Annotated in this window: 28 protein-coding genes and 2 pseudogenes; 15 read left to right on the forward strand and 15 right to left on the reverse strand. The window is 36.1% G+C overall.

Translation table 11 applies throughout. The features are described from left to right. Positions 1-303: 303 nt before the first annotated feature. Both IQ226_RS17475 and ppsA read right to left on the reverse strand, forming a co-directional pair. Entirely contained in the window at positions 304-1812 is a 1509-nt protein-coding gene (locus IQ226_RS17475; RefSeq protein ID WP_193897369.1) for a pyruvate kinase, read from the reverse strand. A gap of 279 nt (positions 1813-2091) precedes the next feature. Further along, positions 2092-4527, reverse strand: a complete 2436-nt coding sequence (gene ppsA / locus IQ226_RS17480) for a phosphoenolpyruvate synthase (protein ID WP_193897371.1) — start codon at positions 4525-4527, stop codon at positions 2092-2094. 344 nt (positions 4528-4871) lie between these two features. Here ppsA and IQ226_RS17485 point away from each other — a divergent pair, with 344 nt between their 5' ends. Next, entirely contained in the window at positions 4872-5150 is a 279-nt protein-coding gene (locus IQ226_RS17485) for a hypothetical protein (protein ID WP_193897380.1), read from the forward strand. Positions 5151-5302: 152 nt separating this feature from the next. Here IQ226_RS17485 and IQ226_RS17490 read toward each other — a convergent pair. The 3 genes and pseudogenes from IQ226_RS17490 to ileS form a co-directional block, all read right to left on the reverse strand. Then, positions 5303-5722: pseudogene (locus IQ226_RS17490) on the reverse strand (Uma2 family endonuclease); the annotation flags it as partial. Beyond that, positions 5698-6228, reverse strand: a complete 531-nt coding sequence (locus IQ226_RS17495) for a Uma2 family endonuclease (RefSeq protein WP_193897382.1) — start codon at positions 6226-6228, stop codon at positions 5698-5700. The pseudogene IQ226_RS17490 and the gene IQ226_RS17495, both read right to left, overlap by 25 nt. Before the next feature lie 100 nt (positions 6229-6328). Further along, entirely contained in the window at positions 6329-9346 is a 3018-nt protein-coding gene (gene ileS / locus IQ226_RS17500; protein WP_193897384.1) for an isoleucine--tRNA ligase, read from the reverse strand. A gap of 169 nt (positions 9347-9515) precedes the next feature. On the opposite strand from ileS, the gene IQ226_RS17505 reads away from it, so the two are divergent. From IQ226_RS17505 to IQ226_RS17515, 3 genes are read left to right on the forward strand one after another with little or no spacing between them, the layout of a single operon-like run. Next, positions 9516-9725 carry a hypothetical protein gene (locus IQ226_RS17505; protein WP_096666752.1) on the forward strand — a complete coding sequence of 70 codons (210 nt, stop codon included), beginning with the start codon at positions 9516-9518 and terminating at the stop codon, positions 9723-9725. Further along, positions 9726-10091 carry an HNH endonuclease gene (locus tag IQ226_RS17510; RefSeq protein ID WP_193897386.1) on the forward strand — a complete coding sequence of 122 codons (366 nt, stop codon included), beginning with the start codon at positions 9726-9728 and terminating at the stop codon, positions 10089-10091. A gap of 33 nt (positions 10092-10124) precedes the next feature. Beyond that, positions 10125-10733 (forward strand): hypothetical protein, encoded by a 609-nt coding sequence (locus IQ226_RS17515; protein ID WP_193897388.1) that lies wholly within the window; start codon positions 10125-10127, stop codon positions 10731-10733. Between the two features lie 99 nt (positions 10734-10832). On the opposite strand, the pseudogene IQ226_RS17520 reads toward IQ226_RS17515, so the two are convergent. Further along, positions 10833-11376: pseudogene (locus tag IQ226_RS17520) on the reverse strand (transposase). A gap of 286 nt (positions 11377-11662) precedes the next feature. Here IQ226_RS17520 and IQ226_RS17525 point away from each other — a divergent pair. The 4 genes from IQ226_RS17525 to IQ226_RS17540 are packed head-to-tail and all read left to right on the forward strand — an operon-like array spanning position 11663 to position 12905. Beyond that, a complete protein-coding gene (locus tag IQ226_RS17525) occupies positions 11663-12046 on the forward strand; it encodes a hypothetical protein (protein WP_193897390.1) in 384 nt (127 codons plus the stop codon). Further along, positions 12043-12297 (forward strand): hypothetical protein, encoded by a 255-nt coding sequence (locus tag IQ226_RS17530; protein ID WP_193897392.1) that lies wholly within the window; start codon positions 12043-12045, stop codon positions 12295-12297. Before IQ226_RS17525 ends, IQ226_RS17530 begins: the two co-directional genes overlap by 4 nt. Further along, a complete protein-coding gene (locus IQ226_RS17535; protein ID WP_039202178.1) occupies positions 12287-12664 on the forward strand; it encodes a type II toxin-antitoxin system RelE/ParE family toxin in 378 nt (125 codons plus the stop codon). Before IQ226_RS17530 ends, IQ226_RS17535 begins: the two co-directional genes overlap by 11 nt. Continuing rightward, complete coding sequence (locus IQ226_RS17540) at positions 12657-12905, forward strand: DUF4926 domain-containing protein (protein WP_193897394.1); 249 nt, start codon at positions 12657-12659, stop codon at positions 12903-12905. The genes IQ226_RS17535 and IQ226_RS17540 overlap by 8 nt, the downstream gene beginning before the upstream one ends. 9 nt (positions 12906-12914) lie before the next feature. Here the strand turns inward: IQ226_RS17540 and IQ226_RS17545 are convergent, their stop codons facing one another. After that, a complete protein-coding gene (locus IQ226_RS17545) occupies positions 12915-13160 on the reverse strand; it encodes a hypothetical protein (RefSeq protein ID WP_193897396.1) in 246 nt (81 codons plus the stop codon). 300 nt (positions 13161-13460) lie between these two features. Here IQ226_RS17545 and IQ226_RS17550 point away from each other — a divergent pair, with 300 nt between their 5' ends. Beyond that, a complete protein-coding gene (locus tag IQ226_RS17550) occupies positions 13461-14225 on the forward strand; it encodes a peptidoglycan-binding protein (RefSeq protein ID WP_193897398.1) in 765 nt (254 codons plus the stop codon). Positions 14226-14234: 9 nt separating this feature from the next. Continuing rightward, positions 14235-14588, forward strand: a complete 354-nt coding sequence (locus IQ226_RS17555; protein WP_193897400.1) for a phage holin family protein — start codon at positions 14235-14237, stop codon at positions 14586-14588. Here IQ226_RS17555 and IQ226_RS17560 read toward each other — a convergent pair. Beyond that, entirely contained in the window at positions 14572-15015 is a 444-nt protein-coding gene (locus IQ226_RS17560) for a cobalamin biosynthesis protein (RefSeq protein WP_370567185.1), read from the reverse strand. The two genes, IQ226_RS17555 and IQ226_RS17560, sit on opposite strands and share 17 nt — an antisense overlap. Positions 15016-15149: 134 nt before the next feature. After that, the gene (locus IQ226_RS17565; protein WP_193897402.1) at positions 15150-16091 is read right to left on the reverse strand and encodes a hypothetical protein; all 942 of its coding nucleotides are present in this window, start codon (positions 16089-16091) and stop codon (positions 15150-15152) included. A gap of 207 nt (positions 16092-16298) precedes the next feature. Here IQ226_RS17565 and IQ226_RS17570 point away from each other — a divergent pair, with 207 nt between their 5' ends. Then, on the forward strand, positions 16299-16559 hold the full coding sequence (locus IQ226_RS17570) for a type II toxin-antitoxin system Phd/YefM family antitoxin (RefSeq protein ID WP_193897404.1): 261 nt from the start codon (positions 16299-16301) through the stop codon (positions 16557-16559). Continuing rightward, complete coding sequence (locus IQ226_RS26000) at positions 16537-16791, forward strand: PIN domain-containing protein (protein ID WP_370567187.1); 255 nt, start codon at positions 16537-16539, stop codon at positions 16789-16791. The genes IQ226_RS17570 and IQ226_RS26000 overlap by 23 nt, the downstream gene beginning before the upstream one ends. Before the next feature lie 38 nt (positions 16792-16829). On the opposite strand, the gene coaBC is transcribed toward IQ226_RS26000, so the two are convergent. The 6 genes from coaBC to IQ226_RS17605 all read right to left on the reverse strand — a co-directional run bounded on the left by coaBC (position 16830) and on the right by IQ226_RS17605 (position 22338). Then, positions 16830-18041: a bifunctional phosphopantothenoylcysteine decarboxylase/phosphopantothenate--cysteine ligase CoaBC gene (gene coaBC / locus IQ226_RS17580; protein ID WP_193897409.1), complete on the reverse strand. Its 1212-nt coding sequence runs from the start codon at positions 18039-18041 to the stop codon at positions 16830-16832. Continuing rightward, positions 18041-18859: a hypothetical protein gene (locus IQ226_RS17585; protein WP_193897411.1), complete on the reverse strand. Its 819-nt coding sequence runs from the start codon at positions 18857-18859 to the stop codon at positions 18041-18043. Before IQ226_RS17585 ends, coaBC begins: the two co-directional genes overlap by 1 nt. 17 nt (positions 18860-18876) lie before the next feature. After that, positions 18877-19977, reverse strand: coding sequence for a DUF3696 domain-containing protein (locus IQ226_RS17590; protein ID WP_193897413.1), 1101 nt, complete (start codon positions 19975-19977; stop codon positions 18877-18879). After that, complete coding sequence (locus tag IQ226_RS17595) at positions 19971-21104, reverse strand: DUF262 domain-containing protein (protein WP_193897415.1); 1134 nt, start codon at positions 21102-21104, stop codon at positions 19971-19973. The genes IQ226_RS17590 and IQ226_RS17595 overlap by 7 nt, the downstream gene beginning before the upstream one ends. Before the next feature lie 248 nt (positions 21105-21352). Then, complete coding sequence (locus IQ226_RS17600; RefSeq protein WP_015078552.1) at positions 21353-21565, reverse strand: DUF2555 domain-containing protein; 213 nt, start codon at positions 21563-21565, stop codon at positions 21353-21355. Between the two features lie 146 nt (positions 21566-21711). Further along, positions 21712-22338 (reverse strand): alpha/beta hydrolase, encoded by a 627-nt coding sequence (locus tag IQ226_RS17605; protein WP_193897416.1) that lies wholly within the window; start codon positions 22336-22338, stop codon positions 21712-21714. A 382-nt stretch (positions 22339-22720) separates the two neighbouring features. Between IQ226_RS17605 and IQ226_RS17610 the strand changes: the two genes are divergently transcribed. The 3 genes from IQ226_RS17610 to IQ226_RS17620 all read left to right on the forward strand — a co-directional run bounded on the left by IQ226_RS17610 (position 22721) and on the right by IQ226_RS17620 (position 26929). Further along, the gene (locus IQ226_RS17610; RefSeq protein WP_193897418.1) at positions 22721-24325 is read left to right on the forward strand and encodes a peptide ligase PGM1-related protein; all 1605 of its coding nucleotides are present in this window, start codon (positions 22721-22723) and stop codon (positions 24323-24325) included. An 11-nt stretch (positions 24326-24336) separates the two neighbouring features. Then, positions 24337-24519 carry a hypothetical protein gene (locus tag IQ226_RS17615; protein WP_193897420.1) on the forward strand — a complete coding sequence of 61 codons (183 nt, stop codon included), beginning with the start codon at positions 24337-24339 and terminating at the stop codon, positions 24517-24519. Between the two features lie 121 nt (positions 24520-24640). After that, positions 24641-26929, forward strand: coding sequence for a 7TM-DISM domain-containing protein (locus IQ226_RS17620; RefSeq protein WP_193897422.1), 2289 nt, complete (start codon positions 24641-24643; stop codon positions 26927-26929). The last annotated feature ends 23 nt before the right edge of the window (positions 26930-26952 follow it).

Consider the following 26952-nt stretch of genomic DNA (forward strand, 5'->3'; position numbering starts at 1 on the left):
CAAGCACTTAATATTTTTTGTCTTATATCAGTCGAATATGCTGCTGCCATATATCTCAATTATTTTCTTTTTTTTACATCTTTAAAGTTTACCATCTTTGTACCGCGTTTGATCTCAAACTGCTGTAGGAGTCAGGAGTCAGAATACACAATAAAACCAAACTGTGTAAAAAAACGTAAAATCGCTGAAAACCTGTTCGCTGTTCCCTGTTCCCTATTCCCTATTCCCTATTCCCTGTTCCCTGTTCCCTGTTCCCTATTCCCTGTTCCCTTGCCATAACGACAATTTTCAACGCCAACCTACTTACCAAGAATGTAAAGCCCGTAGTTGGGGTGTTTTTTTGACTTGATGGGCTTGCATTCTCGTGAGGACATCATCTAAAATGCCCACAGCTTCAATAATATAATCACCCTTATTGAGCATGACACATTCTGCCCGTTCTGACATGGCAGCATCAGTAATTTCTGCCCGTGACGGCATTCCGTGTTTAACAAGATTTTCTAAGACCTGAGTTGCCCAAATTACGGGGATATGGGCAGCTTCACATAACCAGAGTATTTCTTCTTGAATTTCCGCCAGCCGTTGATAACCAATTTCCAGCGCCAAATCTCCTCTGGCAATCATAATTCCAAAGGGTTGTTTGCCGGCGGCTTGGATAATTAATTCTGGCAAATTACTCACTGCTAAAGGTGTTTCTATTTTGGCAACTATGGCGGGTGTGGGACAATTTTCTGGTAATCTCGTCGCTAATTCTTGTTGCAAAAGCTGAATATCTGCGGGTGTTTGCACATAGGAATAACCGATAATATCAACTTGATTGGCGTGGGTGGTAATAAAATCTAAATCTTCTTGATCTTTTGTGGTTAAAGAACTCAAATGTAAGTCAGTGTCAGGAAAATTAATGCCTTTTTCTGGTAATATTTTCTCACCTTTGAGACGGGCATGGGTGATTTTCAACCACACGCCCTGGGATGTGATTGACTCGACATAAGCACCAATCCGCCCATCATCAATCCAAACTATTGTCCCAATTGTCAGTTGTTTTAATACTTCGGGAATTGTGCAACTGGCTTGAAAAAATGCAGAGTTAATAGTAGTGGGTAACTCATTGGTAAGGAGGAGAGATTCACCTTTAAATATTCGTTGTTTGGGACTGGGGGTAAGAACAGATTTAATTCGGTTTTTGGGACCACTCAAATCCATGAGAATTTTACAAGCAGATTCTAATTCTAATTCTGCTTGTTTGATATTGTTAATCATTGCTAACCATTCAACGGGGGTATCATGGGCGCAATTAATTCTCACACAGTTTGTTCCTTGTCGAATTATATCTCGCAGGAATTCATAATTAGTAGCGGCTGCATTTGGTAACGTTACCATGATTCTGACGCGACGGTGATCGAGGGTGTTACCAAATAAATCTTCGGTATTTTGTTGAAGTAGGCGATCGCCTTCAAAAAATGCCTCCAAAGGTGGATGTATAATTATGGAATCATTATCTGTGCCACAAACTGCCTGTAAGGTGGCAATCACTGCATCTAAGGTCGGTAAAACTTTAGCTTCTATCCTCCCCAATGAGGACAAACCCCAAGGCATTAAAGCCGCTTGCAGTTGTCGTAAATCGTGTCTTCTCAGTGCCAGATAATAGGCAAGATTGAGACTACTATTAATAAAAGATTGTCGGTGAATTTGCTTTTTCCATCTTTCAAATATTTCTCTCCCCTCTTCATCAACAGATTGACGAAGTTCTTGTAATGTGGTAAGCAAAACACAAGGATCAGATAAGTCCAACTCTACATTAGTAGACTGCATATTAATAAATTCAACTCCACTAATTTAAAAATCTTTTTTTAACGAACCACTTCAGGCACAGAGGTAACAGAGAGAAGAAAAATTCTTGACTGAATTGTATTGGACTATAACGGACATTTAAATTCACTTTTTACCTACTGTTAACTAACCCTTTCAAAGAAAGTAAAAATATTGAAAAATTCTCTCCTAACCTTCTTCCTCTGAGTCCTCTGTGGTTAGATAAATTATTTTCAACCCACTTCAGACACAGAAAGCGCAGATTTTTGATTTACCTATTAGTTATTCCCCTGTTTCTGCTTTCGCAATTTCTAACATTGTCTTAATCACAGAATCAGGGTTGAGACTAATAGAATCTATACCTTGTTCAACTAAGAAACGAGCAAATTCTGGATAATCGCTAGGTGCTTGTCCACAAATACCAATTTTGCGACCATTTTGTTTAACAGTCGTTATGGCTTTTTCTATTATTCTTTTCACAGCTTCGTTGCGTTCATCAAATAAATGGGCAACTAATTCAGAATCTCGATCTAATCCTAATGTTAATTGGGTTAAATCATTAGAACCAATGGAGAAACCGTCAAAGACTTGGCTAAATTCATCAGCTAATAAAACGTTACTGGGTAATTCACACATGACGTAAACTTCTAAGCCATTTTCGCCTTTGACTAAGCCATTTTTTGCCATTTCCTCTAATACCCGTTTTCCTTCTTCGGGAGTGCGACAAAAGGGAACCATGAGAATCATATTGGTTAAACCCATTTCTTCTCGAACTCGTTTCATTGCCTGACATTCTAAGGCAAAACCTTCACGATAACGAGGATCATAATAACGGGAAGCACCACGCCAACCCAGCATGGGATTTTCTTCCTTTGGTTCAAATTGTCTACCACCTAAAAGGTTTGCATATTCATTACTTTTGAAATCAGACAACCGGACAATTACAGGTTTGGGATAAAAAGCAGCGGCTATTGTTCCTATCCCTTGCGCCAATTTAGCAATAAAGAATTCGGCTTTATCTTCATATTGTGCCGTTAATTCGCTAATTTTATATTTGGCAAGTTCGTCTTCTAATTCGTTAAAATGTAGTAATGCTAAAGGATGGGCTTTAATATGGTTAGCAATGATAAATTCCATTCTCGCTAAACCAACACCATCATTAGGAATTGCTGTCAAACCTAAAGCTTCTTCAGGATTACCCACATTCATCATAATTTTAGTGCGGGTACGCGGTAAGTTATCTAATGGTAATTCTTGAATTTCAAAGTTTAATAAACCTGAGTAAACTTGACCGGTTTCCCCTTCGGCACAGCTAACAGTAATCTCTTGTCCTGTTTGTAATATTTCTGTTGCATTTCCACAACCCACAATAGCAGGAATACCCATTTCTCTAGCAATAATTGATGCATGACAAGTCCTCCCACCGGAGTTAGTGACAATAGCACTAGCTTTTTTCATAATCGGTTCCCAGTCGGGGTCTGTGCGGTTAGTAATTAACACTTCTCCGGCTTGAAAGAGATTAATTTCCGGTACATCTAAAATTACTCTAGCTTTACCTTGACCAATCATTTCGCCAACGCTGCGACCTGTTAATAAAACTTGACTTTTTTCTTGGAGTTGATAAGTTCTGAGGACGGTTTTTGATTTTTGCGATTGAACTGTTTCTGGTCTAGCTTGGACAATAAATAATTCACCTGTTATGCCATCTTTTGCCCATTCAATATCCATTGGGGTGGATATTCCCCGGACTTGGGAATAATGATCTTCAATGATACAAGTCCATTCAGCTAGTTGGAGGATTTCTTGATCATTGAGGGCAAATTGATGACGTTCAAGTTGAGGAACGGAGATATTTTTGGTTAATTTTGATCCGCCTAGATCATAAACCATTTTAATTTCTTTTGTTCCCAACCGCTTTTGGAGGATGGGTTTATATCCTTGTTTTAAAGTTGGTTTAAATACTAAATATTCATCTGGGTTAACTGCACCTTGGACGATGTTTTCACCCAAACCATAAGCAGCGGTAATTAAAGCGGCATTTTGAAAACCTGTTTCTGTGTCAATGGAAAACATGACTCCAGAAGATGCTAAATCAGACCGAACCATTTTTTGGACACCAACTGATAAGGCTACTTCAAAATGATCAAAACCTCTGATTTGTCGGTAGGAAATTGCCCTGTCTGTGAAGATAGAAGCAAAGCATTTATGGCAAGATTCTAATACACCTTTGATGCCATGAACGTTGAGGTAGGTTTCCTGCTGTCCCGCAAAACTAGCATCTGGTAAGTCTTCGGCTGTGGCACTGGAACGAACAGCCACATCAGTATTAATACCGTATTCTTGACAAAGATCCTGATAGGATTTAGCGATCGCTTCTTGTAATTCTAGCGGAAATGGGGTTTCTAACATCAATGATCTGGCTTGTTTGCCACATTCTTGCAAATTATCCATATCCTCCACATCTAAATCTGCAAAAATCTTTCTTAGTTTTGCTTCTAAACCAGCCGCCGTAATAAAGTATCTATAAGCATAAGCAGTAGTGGCAAATCCAGTGGGAACTTTCACTCCTTGGGAACTGAGTTGTTGAATCATTTCCCCTAAAGAGGCATTTTTACCACCTACTAGGGGAATATCTACAATTCCCACTGATTTAAAGGGTAATACTAAAGCTTCTTGAGTAATTTGGCTATTTTCTTGGTTGCGTTTAATTTCCAACATATTCTGAGATTCCTTAAATAGCTACTGTTATTTAATTCAGAACCCATTCTGTTTATGCACGGACAGTTTAAAGATGTTGCCAGGATATAGAAGAGGGAACGGGATTTCCTACCAGATGTCTCAATGACACCCTCCATTCAAGATTACTCTAGTTTAGAGTGTAAATAAATATAGAGGCAATATAGCGAAATATTACGTAATATATTGTTCTTGCAAATATTCTCACAATCCCCCCATCCTTGAGAGTTAAAATTCAGGAATGTACATAAGAAGTTTTAATTTATCTCAATTCATTACATGACTACATTTAGCCAAACACTTGCAAAGAAGGACTTAAAACTATTATGCCTCAATGCCCTTGTTGTTCCGATTCACTCTTACACCATATTCGTGGTACTGAATCTTATTGGTTTTGCCGCAGTTGTTGGCAAGAAATGCCTATATTAACTCAACGTCACACTGCTAATGTCCCGAAACCGATTTTAGCAAAATTAGCTAAAAAAATCGCCCCACCAGAACATGGTCTCGGTTCTCATGGTTTGATTCAACCCAATTCTTTTCACGCCAGATTAGAAGAAAAGTGGGATAAAGACGTTGTTTATCAAAGTTCTACAGAAGTTTAATTTGTGATTTGCGTGGAAGATTATCCCGTGAACACGGGAATCCAATTTTTTCATGCCTAAATAAAATTTTTAGAATAATTTACCCCAGATAAAGACGGATAAATTAAGAAATTTATGAGTTTTTATAATATTTATGTTTTCCGGCTTATTTATTACCAAATCTGACTTAAATCTAAAATAAATCCGGGTAATAAATCTTCACTAGTTAATGTTTGAGGATTATCTAGTTCTTCCACAGCTTGACCAGGACAATAAATAAATACTTTCCGTTGTTTTCTATCAATTAACCAAGCTAATTTAACGCCATTATCTATATATTCTTGCATTTTTTCTTGTAATGGTTTTAAATTGTCGCTGGCAGAACGTAATTCAATGACAAAATCAGGTGCAATAGGCGCAAATTTATTCTGTTGTTCTGAGGTTAAACTATCCCAACGTTCTTTTTTTATCCAAGCAATATCAGGAGAAACATCTTTGCCATTTGGTAGTTTAAAACCTGTGGAAGAGTCAAAACCTTTACCTAATTTTGTTTGTTTATTCCAAATTCCTAATTCCACAGCAATATCAAACGATAAATAAATATTTTCCGTTGTTTTCTATCAATTAACCATCCTAATTGTGTACCATTATCTATATATTCTTGCATCTTTTCTTGCAGAATCTTTAAATTATCAGTTTCTGAACGCAATTCAATAATAAACTCAGGACAAATAGGCGCAAATTTTTTCCTTTGTTCTGCTGGTATTGCTTCCCATTTTGTGCGGTTTATCCAAGCTGCGTCAGGAGAACGGACTGCACCATTGGGTAAGGTAAAACCACCACTAGAACCAAATCCCACTCCTGTACCATTTTGCTTTGTCCAAACACCTAACTGAACAATTAAGTCAAAATTGCGTTCCTCTGTTTCTGAACCTGTGGGGGACATAATTAATAAATCTCCTATTTGATTACGTTCAATGCGAAAATCCCGATTTAGCTGACAGAAATCATAAAAATTATCATCAGTCATGATAATATTTGGTTGCATTTGCAATACCATTGGTAAAATTTCTAAAGCTACAGATAATTGTGTGACCATAATAATTAAAGATGGTAATGAATGAAGATTCAGATCCCCGACTTCTTTTTTATTATAAACAAATTATAAATTGATGGCAGAAGTCGGGGATCTTATTGTTCTAGAATTCTCCAGCTAAAGCGGGAATACAGCGTTCACACAATAATGGATGTTCTGCTGATTCACCAACATGGGGAGAATAGTTCCAACAGCGATCGCATTTGTGATAAGATTTCCCATCATGTTCGTAATCTGCGGCATTGACTACGCCAATATCCCAATTATCCTCACCTTGAACCCGCAAAGTTTTTAATCCTTTTAATGCATCAGGAGTATCTAATAATTGCACACTGGAAGTGAGGAATAAATACCGTAATTCATCGATTCCATTACCGCTAACATTCAAAGGTTCAATAGCAGTGGATAATTTTTCATCACTCAGATAAATCAAAGCAATAGCTTCTAGAGAAGAACCAATTAACTTTTCTGTCCGTGCTTGTTCTAAAACCTTATTAACATCACCACGAATGCGGCGCAGTGTTTTCCAAAATTCTGCTAATTCTGCATTTTCCCATTTATCATCCACTTGCACCCAACCAGCTTGAAACACTGATTTATATTCTGTTTCGTAGGGGATAAATTGCCAGATATCCTCCGCAGTATGACATAAAACGGGGGCGATCGCTCTAGCTAAATTCTCCAAAGCAATTTGCAACACCGTTTGACAACTGCGACGACGGAAAGCATCAGCAGAACTGATATATAATCTATCCTTGGCAACATCTAAATAAAAGTTCGACAAATCCACAACACAGAAATTCTGCACAGTTTGGAAAAAGCGGAAAAACTGGAAACTATCAAAAGCTTCCGTCACCTCATTAAACACCTCACGAATGCGGTGCAACATATATTTATCCAAATCTGGCAAATCATCAAAAGCTACAGCATCCTTCTGAGGATCAAAATCATGCAAACTCCCCAATAAAAACCGCGCCGTGTTGCGAATCTTATTTCTGACATCAGCTAGTTGCTTGATGATGTTACCACCCAACCGGACATCACCAGAATAATCAACCGAAGAAACCCACAACCGCAAAACATCTGCACCATAAGCAGGTTGTTGTTTTTGATTAGTCCCACCTTGAATCATCAATTGAGGGTCTACCACATTCCCCACAGATTTGCTCATTTTCCGTCCATTTTCATCCAAGACGAAACCATGAGTTAACACAGTTTTATAAGGTGCAATGCCATTAACCGCCACACTGGTTAACAAAGAAGATTGAAACCAACCCCGATGTTGATCAGAACCTTCCAAATACATATCCACAGGATAGCATAACTCCGGTCTTTGCTTCGCCACCGCTGCCCAAGAAGAACCAGAATCAAACCAGACATCCATTGTATCTGTACCTCGGCGGTAAGTCTTGCCATTATTGCGATATGTTTCCGGTAACAACTCCTCTACCGACAACTCCCACCAAGCATCAGAACCCTTTTCGGCAAAAATAGCTTGAACGTGGTTAATCGTGTCCGCATTCAGCAAAACTTCCCCAGTCGCTTCATCATAAAACACCGGAATCGGCACACCCCAAGAACGTTGACGAGAAATACACCAATCGGATCTTTCTGCTATCATCGGCGTGATGCGGTTTTCACCTTGTGCGGGAATCCAACGCACAGATGAAATAGCCTTTAAAGCCTCCTCCCTAAATCCTGCCACAGAAGCAAACCATTGTTCAGTAGCGCGGAAAATCGTCGGTTTCTTCGTTCTCCAATCATAAGGATACTTGTGAGGATAAGCTTCCTCCTTCAACAGAGAACCAGCCTCGCTTAAAGCATCAATAATCGCTTGATTACCATCGCCCAAAACATTCAAGCCAGAAAACTTACCAGCCTCATCAGTGAAATTACCACTATCATCAACAGGGGCAAGAATCGGCAAACCGTAACGCTGACCAACAATGTAATCCTCTTGACCATGACCAGGCGCAGTATGAACCAACCCAGTCCCCGACTCAGTAGTGATATAATCACCACCAACCACCACCGGACTTTCACGGTCAAAAAGAGGATGACGATAAGTAGTATGTTCCAAATCCTTCCCTGCGAACTTGGCTTTTACCGTTAACCCACAATCCAAAACCGCAGCCAACCGTTCCACCAACTCAGCCGCAACGATGAGATATCGAAACCTCACCCCCTCAGTCCCCCTCTCCGCAAGCAGAGAGGGGGAGGTAAATTCTTCATTTCCTGCTTGTGGGGTGGAAGCAACTTCCTCTTTCTCATCCCCCCTCCTCGCTTGCGGGGAGGGGGTTAGGGGGTGGGGTTCTACTTCCACCACCGCATATTCCAACGCACCATTCACAGCCACAGCCAAATTACCGGGAATAGTCCAGGGTGTAGTCGTCCACACAGCCACGCCCAAATCAGGCAAGAAGCCATCCAAACTAGCTTTTAACCCTTCGGGAACCTTCACCACCGGAAAAGCGGCGTAAATACTGCGAGAAACGTGACCATCAGGGTATTCTAACTCAGCTTCTGCTAAGGCGGTTTTAGAACTAGGACTCCAATGCACAGGCTTTAAACCGCGATAGATATAACCTTTGAGGAACATTTCCCCAAAAACGCCAATTTGCGCGGCTTCGTATTCCGGTTTTAAGGTTAAATAAGGATTTTCCCAATCACCCCAAATCCCATAGCGTTTAAAGCTTTCTCGTTGTTCGTCTACGGTTTTCAGTGCGAACTCTGCCGCTTTTTGACGCAATTGTAAAGGTGTGAGATTTTGCCGTTCTGCCTGTTTCATATTTTGCAGAACTTTCAACTCAATAGGCAATCCGTGACAATCCCAGCCAGGAACGTAGCGAATTTTACGACCTTGTAGCAAATGGTAGCGGTTAATAATATCTTTGAGAATCTTATTTAAAGCATGACCAATATGCAACTGACCGTTAGCATAGGGAGGACCATCGTGCAGTATAAATAATTCGCCAGGATTGTTTTCAGCCAGTTGAGAATAAATGTGGTTTTCTTCCCAGAATTTTTGGATTTCGGGTTCGCGCTTGATTGCGTTTGCCCGCATATCGAAGTTAGTCTTGGGTAAGTTGACGGTATCTTTGTATTTTCCAGTTTCGGTCACAGTTTCATGCCTAAATGTAGGTGTGCAGGTTATCCGATCAATTATAGGAGATGGTATGATTGTAGGGTGCGGTGAGCGATCGCTTTGTTCGCCGAAGGCATCGCTATATTGATCAGATATTTATAGTCATACTTTCAGACAATAGATCACATCTGTAGGGAAATATTATATGACTGAAGTAATTGAGATCCCCGTTGGTTTGACTTATTTTCAACTTCCTGAAGCTGTGCAAGCACGGTTACAATTTTTATTAGATCGTCAAGATGCTGGGGAAGAATTGACTTTAGCCGAAAGAAATGAAGCTGAAGGTTTAGTTGATTTGGCGGAATTTTTATCTTTGCTTTCCTTGCGTTCTCAGCGTATCATGCGGGCGGGATAAATGGGGAAAATTGCAAGTTCGCTACGTCAATTAGTTATGCAGCGTGCAAAATTTAGGTGTGAATATTGTTGTTTGTCTCAAGCAGGACAAGCTGCAACATTTCACATAGATCATATTATTCCGGTTGTGGCTGGTGGTGGAACAACATCTGATAATTTAGCTCTTGCTTGTGTGTCATGCTCACTGCGTAAATCTGCTAGACAAACAGTAACAGATCCAGAAACAAAAAAAGAAGTATCTATTTTTAATCCCCGTCAACAAGTATGGACAGAAAACTTTCGCTGGGATGATGTGAGAGTGGTAGGATTAACAGCTACAGGAAGAGGAACTGTTGAAGCATTGAAAATGAATCGGGCGATGCTTTGAGTCTTAATTATTATTTCTATAGGAGAGAAATTGGTGAGCATAGATAAACTTTTGGAGCAGGTAGTTAGTCAGGTATTAGCATTAGTAACCTTTTTCGCTTTCCCTGTAATCCAATATTTTCTACTCAAGTGGACAGTAAGACAAGAAGGACTACCGAGGCTTGGATACTTGCCAGAGTATGGTTTTAGATTGGTCATTCGGAACATACCTCGAAAAAGACTTTTAAAGAATATTAAATATAAAGTTTTTCTCAGAAGCCTTATTCCACCATCTAAAGGTTCTACAGCTTATACTTTCTATGATACTGATATTCTCTATAAAGAAGAATTATTTGTTTTTCACAATTCAGACCAAACTATGTTAAGCTTTCAATTACAGGGAGATAAAGAAGATAATATTGACTTTGTTATCACAGATAAATTGGGCAACAAGATTCAAAATGAAATCTCAATAAAAAATTTTGAAAAGCTGATTTGTGATTATTCAGCAACAGTTGAGAATTTCTTTAACTTTGACGTTCAAATTGAAAAACGAGTTGTTATTCAATCTTCTTCTTTGGTCAAAATGTGGCAGGAAACTCATTTAGGATGTGACAAATTCAAAGAATTTAATGTTGACCACATACTAACTCCTGGTTATTAGTGCAATAATAGCAATCGTAGGTTGGGTTGAGGAACGAAACCCAACACTACTTATTCGTATTTTATAATTAATGTTGGGTTTCATTTCATTCAGCCCAACCTACTCGTTGCCAATATCATCATCAAAAATAATTTCCTCACCCGCACCCCACATCATGTCATATATACCTTGACGCACAGCCCGATGAAAACTTGAATATTCCCAATCCTTTGGTGCTGTTACCAAACCATGTTTCACAGGATTATAATGAATATATTCAACGTGATGAAAGAAAATCTATTTCATCTCTAATTAAATGTTCCCAAAAACGATATTGCCATATAGCCCGTTGTTTCTTCTTTTTTCTAGATATAGATATATTTTCTGGTGAAATAGTTTCACATTGACGACTAAAATAACTTTTAATTAAACGCCAACGGGTAGAAAAATCCTGATCATTTTCTGGTAAAGTCCAAATGCAGTGGAGATGATCAGGTAAAATAACAACAGCATCTATAATAAATGGATGTTTCTGCATTACATAACTAAAAGCATCTCTTAATAAAGAAACATTGTTTGGTAAACATAATATTTTTTGTCTTTTCTCTGTCACCACTGTAAAAAAGTACGTTCCTCCTGCCACTTTGGCGCGGCGATATTCCATACTATAAATATCCTGTGAATAAAGTTGTGTTTTATGATCTTAATTTTACCCCGTAGGTTGGGTTGACGTATGTTACCCAACATTAATTATCATATCCTGATGGGTGATTTTGGGTAAGTTGACAGTATCTTTGTATTTTCCAGTTTCGGTTACAGTTTCATGCCTAAATGTAGGTGTGTAGGTTATCCGATCAATTATAGAAAATGGTATGATTGTAGGACGGGGTGATTGCTATCTTAATCAGTTATTTGATAGTCATATTTATTCATAGATTGAGGAAATATCAATGGTAATTGTAGAAAAGCTAGATATTATTAAAGATACCAAATTGAATTGTTACTCAGTAGTTGTACAATTTACAGTAGGAGAATATTTGAATATGGTAAAACTTGCATCCTATCAAGATGACGACATAGAAGGTTATTTTAAATCAGGAAAAGATTTATTTAGTAGTCAACCAGCTTGTGTTGGTTTTGTAACTGCGATCGCTTTAACAATATTAGGTAGACCTGGAAATGAATATACAGCAGAAAAGCAAAATCAAAAATGGCAGGAAATAAAAATAAATGCTGATAGGCTCTTGCAAAAATTATCAAATTTAAATAACCAACAAATAGGAGAATTTTTAGATTTTTTTACTTATATAAAATCACCCACAATAGACTTATGAAACTAACCCTCAGCTTACCACCAGAATTAGAACAGTATTTAACACAGCAAGCACAACAGCAAGGACTTTCTGTGGAAACTTATACATTACAATTACTACAAAAATCTATTTTCCAATTAGAGAAAAATTCATCTCTTGAAGAAACACCCACAGAAATTGTCATTGAAGGTATTCATCAGGGAATAAAAGAAGCATTAAGTGGACAAACTATACCCCTTTCACAAATGTGGGAAGGAATAGATGCAGAATAATAATGAACCACTACTAATTGAAATTGCTCTTACTCCTCGTTTTCAAAGGGATTTAAGAGAACTGGCTAAACGCTATCGTTCAATTCGTAGTGATGTTCAACCTTTAATTGATCAACTACAAGCAGGTGAAATTCCTGGAGATAGAATTGCGGGAATTAAATATCAAGTTTTCAAAGTTCGTATTAAAAATAGTAACATTCAAAAAGGAAAAAGTGGAGGATATAGGGTGATTTATTATCTGAAAAATGCTCAAGGAATTATACTCACTACAATTTATTCTAAATCTGATCTGACAGATGTGAGTAATGAAATAATTGAACAAGCAATAGCTCAATATGAAGAAGGAAAGACAATTCTAGATGACTAAAAGTATGCCCCAATTACTAGACGTAGTAGCATTAACAGTGGATTTACCTGAATATAACTTGTTACGTGGTCAAGTTGGTACAATAGTTGAATTATTAGCCGATGGTGCTGCGTTTGAAGTAGAATTTAGCGATCGCAATGGAAAAACTTATGAATCTGTTGGGTTGCGTCTAGAGCAAATTATGGTGTTACATTTTGAGCCAGTATCACCTAATTTATTGCCGGAAATGGTTACAGCGTAAATAACTTTTTCACAGTTCAATTTGCCTTTGCAACTCTAGTAATCTTTGTTCTTCAATCTCATGATCGAGCTTTTGTAAAAGTATAGTTTCTTCAGCATTCGCAATACCAGCAAATTGCATAAAATCTACATTTTTTCGATGCAATAATTGTTGACGCTGTGCTAATTGCTGGAAAATCAGTTGAACAATTTGATTCTGTTCATCTTCAGGTAGCCGTGAGACGACAGCATAAGCTTGTTGTAAGAGATTAGTCATAGTTAGTTTTTTGTCGCCATTATCAAAAATTTTGGTAAGTTGATAAAACTAGATTCATTTTATCACAAACATTTTATCTTTCATAAGAAAACTTTATTTTTTATTACCTATAAATATATTTTAAATAAAGTTGTGTTTTATGATCTTGATATTACCCCGTAGGTTGACACAAGAAAACCCGACCCAGTAAAATCATGGAAATATCCGGTTATATTTGATCTTCATCCCCAAAAAATTAATGATGAACAAAGCGATCGCAACAGGTGTAAGATCAGTATCAGAAAGTTATACAAAAGTTCTATGAAAAATACTTGGATAGCCAGTATTCCCAAAATGAGCGCAAATTGTTGGTATTCCTTAATCTTGTTAACCACAACACCCACCTTAATTACTGCCACTGCGTTCATTTCCACAGCAACACCACTCAAAATTGCCCAAGTCAACACAGACATTAAAATTGATCGTCCCCCCCTTAACATGAGTAGTCAAGGTGAACGAGTTACCGAACTTCAAGCCGCTTTGAAACTTTTAGGATTTTATTCGGGTGCTGTAGATGGTAAATATCAACAGAGTACAGTCATTGCTGTTGCCCAATTTCAACAAGCTGCCGGTTTAAACTCCACTGGTAATGTAGATAAGATCACATGGCAAAAACTATTTCCCAGCCCATCAAATATTACCGCTACCACAGCTAAAGCCAGTAGTTTTACAACTGTTCCCACCCAACCTGCAAGAGTTACAAAACCACCAATTACCAAACGCCCAACCACCAAAAATCCACAAAATACCAGCATTCAACCCACTCCTCCCAATCAACAAATGCCCGGTATCCAATATACTGACGAAGGGTGGCCAATTTTGCGTTTACGCATGAGTGGTGCAGAAGTGATTAAATTGCAAAAACAACTACAAAATTTGGGGTTTTTAAATGGTAAAATAGATGGATATTTCGGACTATCCACAGAAGCCGCAGTCAAAGCGGCACAAATCCGTTATGGACTAAAACCTGATGGTGTAGTCGGTGCTGGTACATGGAAAGTTTTCTTAAAACGCACTTCCCCATAACATTAAACTATGAAGCACTTTATTTTAACTTGGCTTGGTACTGCGGTAGCATTGTTAATTACTTCTAAAATTGTCCCCGGAATTATACTCACAAGTTTTTCTGCTGCTTTAATTGCCGCTATTGTCATTGGTTTAGTCAATGCCATTATTCGGCCAATTTTGCAGATTTTAGCATTTCCCCTCACCTTAATAACTTTAGGTTTATTTACCCTAGTGATTAATGGTTTAACTCTATGGTTTGCCAGTGCCATAACTCCTGGTTATGGTTTTGAAATTCGGGGTTTTATTCCAGCTTTTTTAGGTTCAATTGTTCTATCAGTTGTCTCTGGTATTATTAACCAAATAGTTAATGTCGTTGACTAAATATTAGTTTTTCATCACTTTTAGCCACAGCTACTGTTACTGCTCCTATTTCCCCTGATAATCGGAAAATCTGTTTAGGAACTAATAATGTTATTTCCGCAGATGTGATTTCCGAAGCTGCAAGAATAGCTGAAGCCTCGGCTACACTAGATGTTCCCAGTAATTTAGTAATAGTATTATTAGGATGGGGAACAAGTACACTATTTAAAAGTTCAGCACTAAAGACTTTTAAAGGTAACTTTTCTAAGTTACAAAATTCTAATAAACCAATTTCTGAGGCTTTTTTATCAATAGTTGCAATTCCCGATATTTCACTGTATATAAGTTGGTATTCTTGAAAAACTTGTTTAATTGCAGTATTAATTAGTTGCTGAGAAACCCCCTTTTGGCAACCAATTCCCACCCATAATTTTCTTTTTTCTGCCACATTATCCACTTTGTTTTTTAATATTGATTGATTCTCTTTGGTTATCCTATTTTGGACTGTTAAATTTACTGTTTCGCGCAAAGAGGCAAAGGAAGAAATAGATTAATTTGGAAATCCTATCTACTTCTAAGCTGTTACGCAGCTAAATTTGATAACCTTTCAATGCCTTTTTTGACTTTTCGATTCTTTTGTTGAGGTATTTTTCTGATTTTCAATAATTCATGATCTTCATTAGATTTATCAGTATCGCAGTCATAAATTAATAATACTTTTCTAGTTAAGAATTTAGGGTTAGAAAGAAGAACATCTCTAGTATTTTTTAAACCACCATCACCAGTATTTATACTTTTTCCTTTACCTATGGAAATTCCTACCCATTCAATATCAACTTGTGCTAAAATTTCCTTTTCTCCTAGTAATTCTAAAGCAGTTTTAATATAAATTGGGTCAGTTTCTCCTTCTGTTAAAACTAGAGGTTTCGTACCTTTTTCCACAGTGGCTTGAACTTCATCTTTAACAGCATTGATTTTTTTACAATAATCAAAAAACATCCATTGACCATGAATAGTCATTAAATAACTACAGTAATCTTCCCAAACCTGAACTGACCAATGATTTAGTGTTTCTCGAAGAAACTTATAATTAGGATTCTCTTCTCCATAACGATAACTTAAAAATTGCTTGGGATAACTAACTTCTGTGTGAGCGGGTATATTATATCGTGCCATTATTTTTAATAAAGCAATTCCTTCATCTTCACACATTCTAATATCTTCAATTAAATAAGATAAATGAATAGAATTAGATGAATTCGCAATAACAATAATACAAAAACCTGAGTATAGAGGGTTTTTATGTTGTCCTTTAAAATCACCTTTTTCAAAACAATTGATAATACCTTGTGCTTGATTATCTTCTAAAACATTATCACCCCACCAATCAGGAATTTCTTCATCATCAAATCCATAACCACACATGAGCCAAAAACTACCCACAATATTTTGTGGATACTCTTCAAGTAATGATATTGCCCTCATACAGCTAGGGATACCAATTTGAGGTAAATGCACTGTCATATTCAAAAAGCCTAGTCAAAATAAAAATGTGATTCTATTCCATTAAACAACAAAATCAAACAAATAATGCGCCATTTCCAACTTAGAACAAGCCGGAACTTCTACCTCTCTTCCTAACCTATCTAAAAACACCCCTTGATTATTATCAATAACTCAAAGTTTATGTTATAGTGTACTCAAGTGTACACAATTTGTCAATTCACTATTATGGACATCCAATCTGTAGGAATCAAAGAATTTCGCGCCAATTTACATAAGTACACACAACAAACATCTGAACCAATTGCAATTACTTCTCATGGAGTCCCAATAGGTTACTACATACCAACACAACCTACTCCTCAAAAACAAGATTTAATGGCTTTACAAGCAGCAGTCCAAAAAATCCAACAATTGTTGGAAACAAGAGGTATTAGTGAAGATGAATTATTTGCTGATTTCCAGAATGCTAAAGAAACTACAATATAATGCTATCGAGAAACTAACAAAGGTAGTCATACCAATAGCTGACGAAATTTATAGTGAATATGAGTATGATGCTAAACGGCGAATACAAGAAAGAGATATAAAAGACTGGACAATAGTTGCTCTTTCTCTCTCTTTAAATTGTCCAATATGGACAGAAGATCAAGATTTTTTTGGAATTGGAATTGCCACATGGAACACTCGAAATGTAGAGATTTATCTAGGTAGTAATTAATTCTGTAGTTGCAGGAATAATGATATAATTTTATTCCATTAAACAACAAAATCAAACAAATAATGCGCCATTTCCAACTTAGAACAAGCCGGAATTTCTACCTCTCTTCCTGACTTATCTAAAAACACCGCTTGATTATTATCACTACCAAAACCACTATCAACTTTATCAATAGGATTCGCTACAATTGCATCTAATTTCTTTCTTTGCAATTTCTCCCGTGCAGGTGTAATAATATCCCCAGTTTGTGCTGCAAAACCAATTAAATATTGATGGGGTTGTTTGCGATTTCCCAGTTCAGCGACTATATCCGGTACTGCTGCTAGGGGAAGATTTTCGGGGAGCGATCGCTTGGGCAATTTTTCGCTACTATAATCTCTAGGCTTGACATCTGCAACTGCCGCTGACATGATAATGATATCTGCATTGGCTAAATGCTTGAACATTACCTGCTGCATTTCCTCCGCACTCACAACCGCAATTGCTTCTACTCCCAAAGGTACATTCCAACTTGCAGGACAATGGACTAATATTACTTTCGCGCCTCTGTGCAGTGCAGCCTGTGCCAATGCTAAACCCATTTTACCAGTGGAGGGATTGCCAATAAATCGCACCGGATCTAAAAATTCTCGCGTTCCCCCAGCACTGATTAAAACCTGTTTTCCGGCTAAATCTCTGTTTCCTTGGGTGTGTAATAAAGATTGAATATAAACAAATATTTCTGCCGCTTCTGCCATTCTACCAGCACCAATGCGATCGCACGCCAATAAACCAGAACCAGTTTCCATACCATAAAATCTACCATCTGTCAATAACTGTCGCCAATTTCTTTGGACAGCCACCTGTTCCCACATATCCGTATTCATGGCTGGTGCTAACAATACAGGACAAGTAGAAGCAAGAATAGTATTTGTTAATAAATTGTCTGCCATTCCATAAGCTAACTTAGCTAAAGTATTAGCAGTTAAAGGCGCAATCACAATCAAATCAGCCCATTCACCCAACTCAATATGCAAAGGACGCTGATAAATTGGTTGCCAGAAATCATCATCAGTATAAGCTTGATGACGGGATAAAGTACCTAAAGTTAAAGGAGTAATAAATTCTTTGGCAGATTTAGTGAGAATAACTCGCAGTTCTACCCCAGACTTAAACAATGTAGAAACCAATTCACAGACTTTATAGGCGGCAATACCACCGCCTACACAGACAATAACCCGTTTAGATTGAAGATTTGGAGATGATAGCATTAACTCTTGATTTTAATTAATATTTTAGGAGGAACTTGATTTTCAGAAATTGGAAATCCATGATAGGTTGGATAACCTTCTTCATCAAAAGTATCCTCTGAACGAAATATATAAAATTTATCTGTTTCCTTATTAAATCCATAACGTTTTGTACTATTTCCATTGCTATCTTTTGTAGACATATCTTCAATAGAAATATTTAAAACTTTTTGAGCTTTTTCATCGCTTAAATCCATAGGAGTAGCCTTTTCCCAAGGATATTTAGGATGATGTTTATCATGAAATTTATAACGAGGACATATTTTTCTAGCTTGTTTAATTTCAGTTAAACTTTTTATGCTTCTATTTTCTAGCAAACTTGTACCTTCTTGAAATTCAACTTCAATATTTTCTTGAAGAAAATCAGGATTATTTTGTAAACTAATTAATATTTCTTCCAGTTTAGCAGCACCAGATAATGAACTTGATGAAACATCTTTTCGTTGATAAAAACATTGACAATCATCTATTAAATATTTTAAATCTATATCTATAAAAGGTCCTTTGCTTAAAACCTGAACTAAAAATTCTAGTTGTGTTTGTGCCTTTGTTTTTTCTTTTAGTTTTTGCCCTTTGATTTGGCTAAAAAGCCATTCGCGTACTGTTAAATTTAAACATAATTTTTGATAAGTAAAACTACTATGAGTTAGGATTGGATCATCATTTGCAATATCCTTTATCTCATAAATAATTTCAAGAATATTATTCATTAATTCATCTGCTTCGTATTTATTTATAGCTTGTCCAATAAAAGAAAGCTCATTAATTAAAAAGTGCATTGATGGTAGAACCTCATTTATAGTAAATCCATTAAATCTTTTTCAGCTTGATCAAAAAAGCCATCAGGCCATCTATCAATTCCCCCGCTTTGATAAATTCGAGGAGTAATAATTTCTGTGGTTGGTTGTCCTTTTTTTAAATATCTTTCAAAGTAGTTAATTTGTACTTTATCAGCCTCAAGTTTATTATGTCTTACTGCTTTACGAATACCATTGAGAACATGATCGCTATGAGTTTCTAATATTATTTGAATACCACAACTTGCTGCTAAAGCAATTAATTCTCCCATTTTAGATTGTCCTCTAGGATGAAGATGAGCTTCTGGGTTCTCTAACAAAATCAAGGTATCTGAACTAGCAGATAATATAGCGACAATAATTGGTAAAGTGTAGGTAATTCCAAAACCTACATTAGTTGAACGATAGGAATTATTATCTTCATAGGAATATTGTAAATTTACTACATCCATTCCTGAATGTAATTCTATATCAACTCTTGTTCCAGGACTAATTTCTCCTAACCAGGCTTCAACTTGACTTTTTAAAATATCGGACTGTGCTGATGGATGCGATAGTTGACTATGTGGAATTTTTTTATATTCATTGATAGACAAGAAATGAGCAGTGAATTCACCTTGACTTCCAATTTGTTGATGTTGTCTAACTTTAAAATCAGACATTTGGAAATAATTTCTAGGTGCTATTCTTTCTGCTTTTAGGTAATGAAAGTTATCGTTAAAAAGTCCTGAGTTATAAACTGATCCATCAGCAATTGACAATGTAGATATTCGCATTATATCTGATTGTCGATCACAATCAAAAGTCCAAGTACCTTTAATATCATTATTCATGCCAACTTTTAAAGTTATTACATCCTCTTTAGCTCTCTTAAAAAGTGCATCTTGTCCAGTACCTATAGATACTAAATCACCGTTTAATACTAAACCAACTCTATCTAATAACTCATCCTGCTGAGAAGATTGACGTAATAGTAATAGAGATTGCAATACAGATGATTTACCAGTGCTATTTAAGCCAGTCAGTAGAGTTAATGGCTTTAAAGAAAACGATTGATTTTCAAATGGTTTAAAATTTTTTAAAGTTAAAGAACTTAACATGATAAAACCTCTTGAATTATTTGATTAATTTGTTCAAACCGATATTTAACTTTACTAGATGCTTGAGATACCGATTTTAGAAAATCAGGATCATCTTTCATCTTTTGTCTAAATTTTCCTTTTAATATTTCCTTATTTGTGATTAATAGTTCAATTTGTTGTAGATTTAATTGACTTAAAATAACAGACCATGCTGCAAAAAGAGCTTTACTAACAGGAGAATTTGAGGATTTACGAAAAGCATTATTCCCGAAAATATCGTAAGCTGCTTTCATTGCTATAATAAACTTATTCTCTATTTCTTGGATTAAATCATTTTCTAGTTTATTTAATTTTTTCATTGTTTCATTTAAAAAATAAGTGTTACCTTTATTTTGGGGATAGTCTTGATAGTTTGTTAAAGTAAAAGCAATAAAATCGAGTATCAATTCATGATCTTCGAGACGTTCATTTCTCTTTTTAGTTAAATTTATTACTCTTTTAAATTCTGGTAAACTAGCTAATTTCTTGAGAATTTGTATTGGTTTACCTGGATTCATTGCTTGGCGTATTTCCTGGTTATTAAGAGGTAATCCACCAGTATTAATTCTTTGGAAAATATTATATTTTACTTCATCAGGAGTTCCTGGTTCAATTAAACATACTGTTAATTCTGTTTCTTCTATTCTTCTTTGATAAGCACGAGGTAAATCACTATATTTATTGTTTTCTAAATCTTTAAGAAATTGTAATTCAGTTAATGTAAATTCTTGATCAATAATAAATTTTTTAAATGTATTAATTCTTTGTAAACCATCTATTACTAACCACTTATCATCATTAGTTGCATCTATATAAAATATGGGAATAGGAATCCGAATTAAAAGAGATTCAATTAAACGACTTTTGGCTTTAGGTGTCCAAATATCAGATTGTCGGTAAAATTCAGTATCTAAATCAATTTCATCATGCTTGATTCTTCTTAGTAGTACATCCATTGTCATCGGTTTAGTTTTAACCCTGATTTTAGTCGGATCAAATGGTTCTAAATTTTCATCATCATCATCTTCAAATTTAAACTCATTTTCTAAATCATCTTCTTGGTCTAGCAATTCCATCTGTTGATTATTGAGTTTATTTGTTTCCATTATGACAAATGCTCCTAAAAATTTACTTAGGCAGAATTAGATATCATTAAATCATAATACCAAACAAATTATCTGGGCGTTGATTGAATAGAATTTCCAAAGACTTATGAACAGTAATCTCACTTAGTATTAAAAATTTTATTAAATTGGCTATCGAAGCAAAACGCATCTAAATTAAATGATATAAGCAAAATCAGGATTTAGCATTGCTAAACCCTGAGCGGCTCCTGAATTTTTCCCTACAATGTTTAAGCTTCGTCGTAAGCTTCTAAATCTAGGAGGTGGATATAGGCTTCAACTAACTCTGGACGCTGAAAAGCGATCGCTCGCAATAGATGCCAGTCATTTAAACCCTCAAAAGCATTACTATAATTATCTAATTCCAGGCGTGTAGCCAAATCTTTTACCTCTGTCGCCGTCATAGCAGAAATTTCTGTTTTGGAAATGCTTAGAGTTTTCATAATGCTTGCCCCTCCCTTTTGCAGCGCTTAAATTCAGCTTAGGGTGGAGTTGCTTCCACCTGTTCTATCTTACTCATTAACGAACATTAAATTTGTAAAAATTCTTGTGATTTTTACCAGAATTTGGAAAATTTTTGTAACTAAACCTAACCAATTGTGTTAAGAACAAACGTTCGTAGCACTTCTAACATTTGTAAATTAATTTCATGTCCCGTTGCAAATTCATGATACTCCACAGCTACGCCTAGAGATTGTGCCATTTCTCTCGACTTAATCGCCGCTTGCAGAGGGACTACCTCATCCCTTGTCCCGTGCATGATTAATGTCGGCGGAAAATTGCCTTGATTCAGCGTTGCCACAGTAGGATGTAAATAGCCACTTATCACTACTAATCCAGCCAAGGGTAAGGTTAATCCTACATCTAAAGTCATCGCCCCACCTTGAGAAAATCCGCTCAAAATTGTGCGTGATAACGGTACGCCTGTATTACTTTCTAAAGAGAGCAACCAATCTATCAGTAATTGTTTACTTTCATTTAATCCATCATACTTATGTTCTGTCCGCAGATCATACCATGCCTTACCCGTATCAGCATAGGGATAAGGATAGGGAGCATTGGGGAGGAGAAACTCATAATCAGGTAAATTGACATAAGGAATCAAAGATACCACATCTTGGGCATTTGCACCCCAACCATGTAAAGTAACGATTAAAGCATCTGGTGTTTTTCCTGCTGGTGGAGAAACTCTGATGAAGTCTAATGTTTGAGTCATAGGTAATTGAGTTAAGAATTAATGCAGATACAGTATACCGCGTCTTAATCCAGTACACATTTCCTAACTTTTTTCGTTGTTCTGGAAGTTTTTCTATTTTGCTGTATTCACACAGTGATGTTGCATAATGACGGCATGAATTATGTTTCGCGCCAAGAGGCAAAGAAGCAAAGACGCAAAGTTTAATACTAATTTAATGTGAAGTTGCACAGAATTATGAAATCCCTAAATTCGTCTATCTTTATCTGCGTTTATCTGCGTTTATCTGCGGTCAATAAATCCCGAAATTTTATTCTATGCAGCTTCATCTTAATTTACACTCTCCCTTGGGGTATATATTAAATAGGGAAGTAAAATAAAAAAATAATATGGGGATGGGGATATGGTGACATTAAATATTGATGATTTACAAGAAGTTGATAAATTTCGTAATTTACAATTAACATTACGCGATCGCTGGCAAACTAGCGAATTATTCGACAATAGTGAAGCGGATATTTTAATTATTCCTTCCTTGAGTATAGATCAAGAAGAATTACTCAAGATAGAAGGATGTGAGCATTATGAAGAAAGATTACTTTTTTCATTAATGCGGTTAAGAAATCCCCGGACTAGGTTAATTTATGTGACATCAATGCCACTGCATCCCAGTATTATTGATTATTATTTACAACTACTTCCGGGCATTCCTTTTTCTCATGCTCGTCATCGCTTATTATTACTTTCTACCTATGATGCTTCTTTAAAACCCCTCAGTCAAAAAATATTAGAACGGCCTCGGTTATTAGAAAGAATTCACAAAGCTTTGCGGTTAGATAAGGCTTTTATGGTATGTTATAATTCCACTTTTTGGGAAGCGCAATTATCTTTAAAGTTGGGTGTACCTTTATATGCTGCTGCACCAGATTTGCAAATTTGGGGAACAAAGAGCGGCAGTAGACAGATTTTTCAAGAAAGTAATGTCCCCCTTCCCGACGGTAGTGAGTTAGTTAGAAATTGCGAAGAATTAGCCAATGTTGCGGCTGATTTGTGGGAACGTCAACCGACATTACAAAGAATGGTAATTAAGTTGAATGAAGGTTTTTCTGGGGAAGGGAATGCACTGTTAGATCTACGGGAAATAATGGATGTTGCACCGGGAAAAGCTGATCATAGTCAAAGAGTAACAGCAATTAGCGATCGCTTCCTGCATTTACGTTTTCAATCTTTACAAGAAACCTGGGCAAATTTTTCTCGACGCATTCCTGAATTGGGGGCAATAGTGGAAGCTTTTATCGAAGGAGAAGTCAAGCATTCTCCCAGTGTCCAAGGCAGAATTACACCCAATGGAGAAGTGGAAATTATTTCTACCCATGACCAAATTTTAGGCGGACCTGACGGACAAATTTATATAGGTTGTCGCTTTCCTGCGGATGCAAATTATCGCTGTGAATTACAGGAATTAGGTTTAAGAGTTGGAAATAAATTAGCGGCAAAAGGAGCTTTAGAAAGATTTGCCGTTGATTTTGTCACTGTAGATCAAGGTGATGGTAAATGGGATATTCAAGCCATTGAAATTAATCTTCGCAAAGGAGGAACAACCCATCCATTTATGACGTTAAAATTATTAACTAATGGTCGTTATGATTTATCCACTGGATTATTTTATAGTCAACAAGGCAGACCTAAATATTATATTGCCACAGATAATTTACAAAAACCTAATTATCAGGGATTATTACCTAATGATTTAATGGATATTATCGCTCACCACAGGTTACATTTTGATAGCGGCACAGAAACAGGTACAGTTTTTCATCTCATGGGTTGTCTTTCCCAATTTGGTAAATTAGGATTAACCAGTATTGGTGATTCACCCCAAGAAGCAGAAGATATTTATCACAAGGTTATTGAGGTTCTTGATCAAGAAACCAGTGGTGATCATAATAATCATTCTATCTTTACTGATTATAATTTTCCCATGACTGGGGATGGATATAGTTGCTAAAATTGAGTTTGATGATTAGAAATGTTTCTCTGGCACTCTCTTTAAATTCAGATGAAGAAATTTTCATTGCTTCTCTACTCATTCAGGCAGATAAAAAACTATTGCAGCAAATTCTCACTAATCTGTTGACCGACGCTATTAAGTATTCTCCTGAAAACCGAAAATCTGGATATATTAAGAATTTCCGGGTTTAAACTAAAACCTGTTAGTAATTAATCAATTCAAATTTCCATTTACAAAAGGTATAGAAAATTGACATTCTCTAAATATTTTATAGCCCTATCATCATTTTTATTATCACTAATCACAGTGGTAATGCTTTCAGTAATGTTGTTACCTGCCAATGCTAATCAAGCATTAGATACAAGCAATACCGTCCTATTGCATGATCAACAAAAGCAATACAAATTAGGAAAATATCTCGAAATTTTCTTAGATCCAACTCAACGGTTAACAATACAAGAGGTTAGTCAACATCAACAAAAATTTACCCCCAGTGATACTGATATCCCGAATCTTGGTTTTTCTAAATCTGCCATTTGGGCTAAGGTAAAGTTACAAAATCACAGCACTGTCACCTCAGAATGGTATCTTCAAGGCACATTTAATAATGTGGATCAGGTGGAATTATATATTCCGCAAGAAAATACCTGGATTAAAAAACAAATTGGCCGCTTACTGCCTTTTTCTAATCGGGAACTGAGGGATCGAAATCTTATATTTATTCTCCCTCTCGCTGTAGGTGAGGAAAAAACTATTTATTTGCGATATACCAGTCAGGGAACTATAGGAATAAATGCCATTCTCTGGCAACCTATTAGTTACTACGAGAATAACCTTACACAACAACTATTATTGGGTGGATTTTACGGTATTTCATTCACTTTTGTGATCATCAATTTAGTGCTAATATTTATATTGAAAAATGTTAGTTATCAATACAATATTTTGTTCATAATTAGTCTGACTGTTCAATATTTTATCAGAGATGATTTGGCATTCCAGTATCTATGGCCAGAATTTCCTGAATATAACCTTTCTATCTTATTAATATGTTTGTATATAGCTTTAGTAAGCTGTTGCACCTTCTTCATCTCATTTTTGCAAGTGCGAGTTTATAGTCATCAACTCTACAAACTAATGAATTGGTTTCGCTGGACTGCTGTGGGATATATCTTTGTTTATTGGTATTTTCCTCTTCGTATTAGCATTATAACTATTGTATTTTTGACTATAATCATGTGTGTGTTGATGATTTATGCTAGTTCATATACCTTATACAAAGGATTTATTTCGTCTCGATTTGCAATTTTAGCATTGGGCTGCTTTTTATTAGGTATGACTATCTGGTGTGTTACAGCCTTTGCTTTGTTACCAATTAATATATTTACTCAACACTTTGCTCGTGTTACCACAATCGGTTTATTATTGTTTTTAGCTATAACTTTAGGGGATCATATTAATTTACTAAAAAAAGAACGCAACCAATTAGCATCAGGACAAAAAAAACTAGCCCTAATTGTCGAAAATAGTTCAGAATTTATTAGTATTACTAATCTTAATGGTCAAGCAATATTTTTGAATGATGCCGGCAAAAAAATGATCGGTTTGATCAGTGAAAGTTCCGCTTTAGACGTAAATATATTGGATTATCTTTGTCCACAGGAGCGATATTTATTTGAATCACAGATTTTGCCAACTGTATTAGAAATAGGCAGTTGGGAAGGAGAATTAAAATTTTGTAACTTGACAACAGGAAAAATAATTTACAGTATCGCTTATTTTCTATTACTTAAGGATCAGCCAACAGCAAAAAGCACTACTTTAGCATCTATTGTTAGGGATATATCTCCAATAAAACAAGCTGAAAATGAGATAATTGAGGCACTAGCAAAACAAAAGGCTATTAGCGAAATGAAATCGCGCCTTATTGCAATGGCATCCCATGAGTTTCGCACACCTCTAGCCATTATCTCCTCATCTACAGGCATTTTAAAAAAATTTGGCGATCGCTTGAATGCAGAAAGAAAAGAGAAACACCTGGAGATTATCCAAGAAACAATTACTCGCATGATTCAACTTCTGGACGATGTTCTCACTATCAACCTTGCCGAAGCTGAAAACATGGAATTTAACCCAGAGTTAGGTGATATAATTACCTTTTGTCGTTATCTCAAGGAGGAAATAGAAACTACTTGTCAGCACCATACCATTGACTTTTCTTGTAACTTAGAACCAGGAGTTGCAAACAGTTCTCTAACTGCTAATTTTGATCGAAAACTATTGCATCACATTTTAACTAATATCCTAACTAATGCTATTAAATACTCACCGACAGAAACTTTAGTTGGTTTTAATTTAACAAAAGAAAATGACCAACTAATCTTTAAAATTACCGATACTGGCATTGGTATTCCCGAAAAAGATCAAGTTAATTTATTTGCACCTTTTTATAGAGGATCTAACGTCGGTTCGATTTCCGGTACAGGTTTGGGATTATCCATAGTCAAAAAATGTGTAGATTTGCACAAAGGCAAAATTATTTTCGATAGTCACGTAGAACAAGGAACAATATTTACAGTCATTATTCCCTGGGAACAGTGAAAATGTCAGCAGTCAGCAGTGAG

This window comes from Dolichospermum sp. LEGE 00240 (assembly GCF_015207875.1).
Classification (GTDB): Bacteria; Cyanobacteriota; Cyanobacteriia; order Cyanobacteriales; family Nostocaceae; genus Dolichospermum; species Dolichospermum gracile.

Excerpts from the sequence above, each read along its gene's own strand:
- IQ226_RS17475 (WP_193897369.1), bottom strand. The coding sequence starts at position 1,812 with ATGCAGTCTACTAATGTAGAGTTGGACTTATCTGATCCTTGTGTTTTG.
- ppsA (WP_193897371.1), bottom strand. The coding sequence starts at position 4,527 with ATGTTGGAAATTAAACGCAACCAAGAAAATAGCCAAATTACTCAAGAA.
- IQ226_RS17485 (WP_193897380.1), top strand. The coding sequence starts at position 4,872 with ATGCCTCAATGCCCTTGTTGTTCCGATTCACTCTTACACCATATTCGT.
- IQ226_RS17495 (WP_193897382.1), bottom strand. The coding sequence starts at position 6,228 with ATGGTCACACAATTATCTGTAGCTTTAGAAATTTTACCAATGGTATTG.
- IQ226_RS17505 (WP_096666752.1), top strand. The coding sequence starts at position 9,516 with ATGACTGAAGTAATTGAGATCCCCGTTGGTTTGACTTATTTTCAACTT.
- IQ226_RS17510 (WP_193897386.1), top strand. The coding sequence starts at position 9,726 with ATGGGGAAAATTGCAAGTTCGCTACGTCAATTAGTTATGCAGCGTGCA.
- IQ226_RS17525 (WP_193897390.1), top strand. The coding sequence starts at position 11,663 with ATGGTAATTGTAGAAAAGCTAGATATTATTAAAGATACCAAATTGAAT.
- IQ226_RS17530 (WP_193897392.1), top strand. The coding sequence starts at position 12,043 with ATGAAACTAACCCTCAGCTTACCACCAGAATTAGAACAGTATTTAACA.
- IQ226_RS17535 (WP_039202178.1), top strand. The coding sequence starts at position 12,287 with ATGCAGAATAATAATGAACCACTACTAATTGAAATTGCTCTTACTCCT.
- IQ226_RS17540 (WP_193897394.1), top strand. The coding sequence starts at position 12,657 with ATGACTAAAAGTATGCCCCAATTACTAGACGTAGTAGCATTAACAGTG.
- IQ226_RS17545 (WP_193897396.1), bottom strand. The coding sequence starts at position 13,160 with ATGACTAATCTCTTACAACAAGCTTATGCTGTCGTCTCACGGCTACCT.
- IQ226_RS17550 (WP_193897398.1), top strand. The coding sequence starts at position 13,461 with ATGAAAAATACTTGGATAGCCAGTATTCCCAAAATGAGCGCAAATTGT.
- IQ226_RS17555 (WP_193897400.1), top strand. The coding sequence starts at position 14,235 with ATGAAGCACTTTATTTTAACTTGGCTTGGTACTGCGGTAGCATTGTTA.
- IQ226_RS17565 (WP_193897402.1), bottom strand. The coding sequence starts at position 16,091 with ATGACAGTGCATTTACCTCAAATTGGTATCCCTAGCTGTATGAGGGCA.
- IQ226_RS17570 (WP_193897404.1), top strand. The coding sequence starts at position 16,299 with ATGGACATCCAATCTGTAGGAATCAAAGAATTTCGCGCCAATTTACAT.
- IQ226_RS26000 (WP_370567187.1), top strand. The coding sequence starts at position 16,537 with ATGCTAAAGAAACTACAATATAATGCTATCGAGAAACTAACAAAGGTA.
- coaBC (WP_193897409.1), bottom strand. The coding sequence starts at position 18,041 with ATGCTATCATCTCCAAATCTTCAATCTAAACGGGTTATTGTCTGTGTA.
- IQ226_RS17585 (WP_193897411.1), bottom strand. The coding sequence starts at position 18,859 with ATGCACTTTTTAATTAATGAGCTTTCTTTTATTGGACAAGCTATAAAT.
- IQ226_RS17590 (WP_193897413.1), bottom strand. The coding sequence starts at position 19,977 with ATGTTAAGTTCTTTAACTTTAAAAAATTTTAAACCATTTGAAAATCAA.
- IQ226_RS17595 (WP_193897415.1), bottom strand. The coding sequence starts at position 21,104 with ATGGAAACAAATAAACTCAATAATCAACAGATGGAATTGCTAGACCAA.
- IQ226_RS17600 (WP_015078552.1), bottom strand. The coding sequence starts at position 21,565 with ATGAAAACTCTAAGCATTTCCAAAACAGAAATTTCTGCTATGACGGCG.
- IQ226_RS17605 (WP_193897416.1), bottom strand. The coding sequence starts at position 22,338 with ATGACTCAAACATTAGACTTCATCAGAGTTTCTCCACCAGCAGGAAAA.
- IQ226_RS17610 (WP_193897418.1), top strand. The coding sequence starts at position 22,721 with ATGGTGACATTAAATATTGATGATTTACAAGAAGTTGATAAATTTCGT.
- IQ226_RS17615 (WP_193897420.1), top strand. The coding sequence starts at position 24,337 with ATGATTAGAAATGTTTCTCTGGCACTCTCTTTAAATTCAGATGAAGAA.
- IQ226_RS17620 (WP_193897422.1), top strand. The coding sequence starts at position 24,641 with ATGCTTTCAGTAATGTTGTTACCTGCCAATGCTAATCAAGCATTAGAT.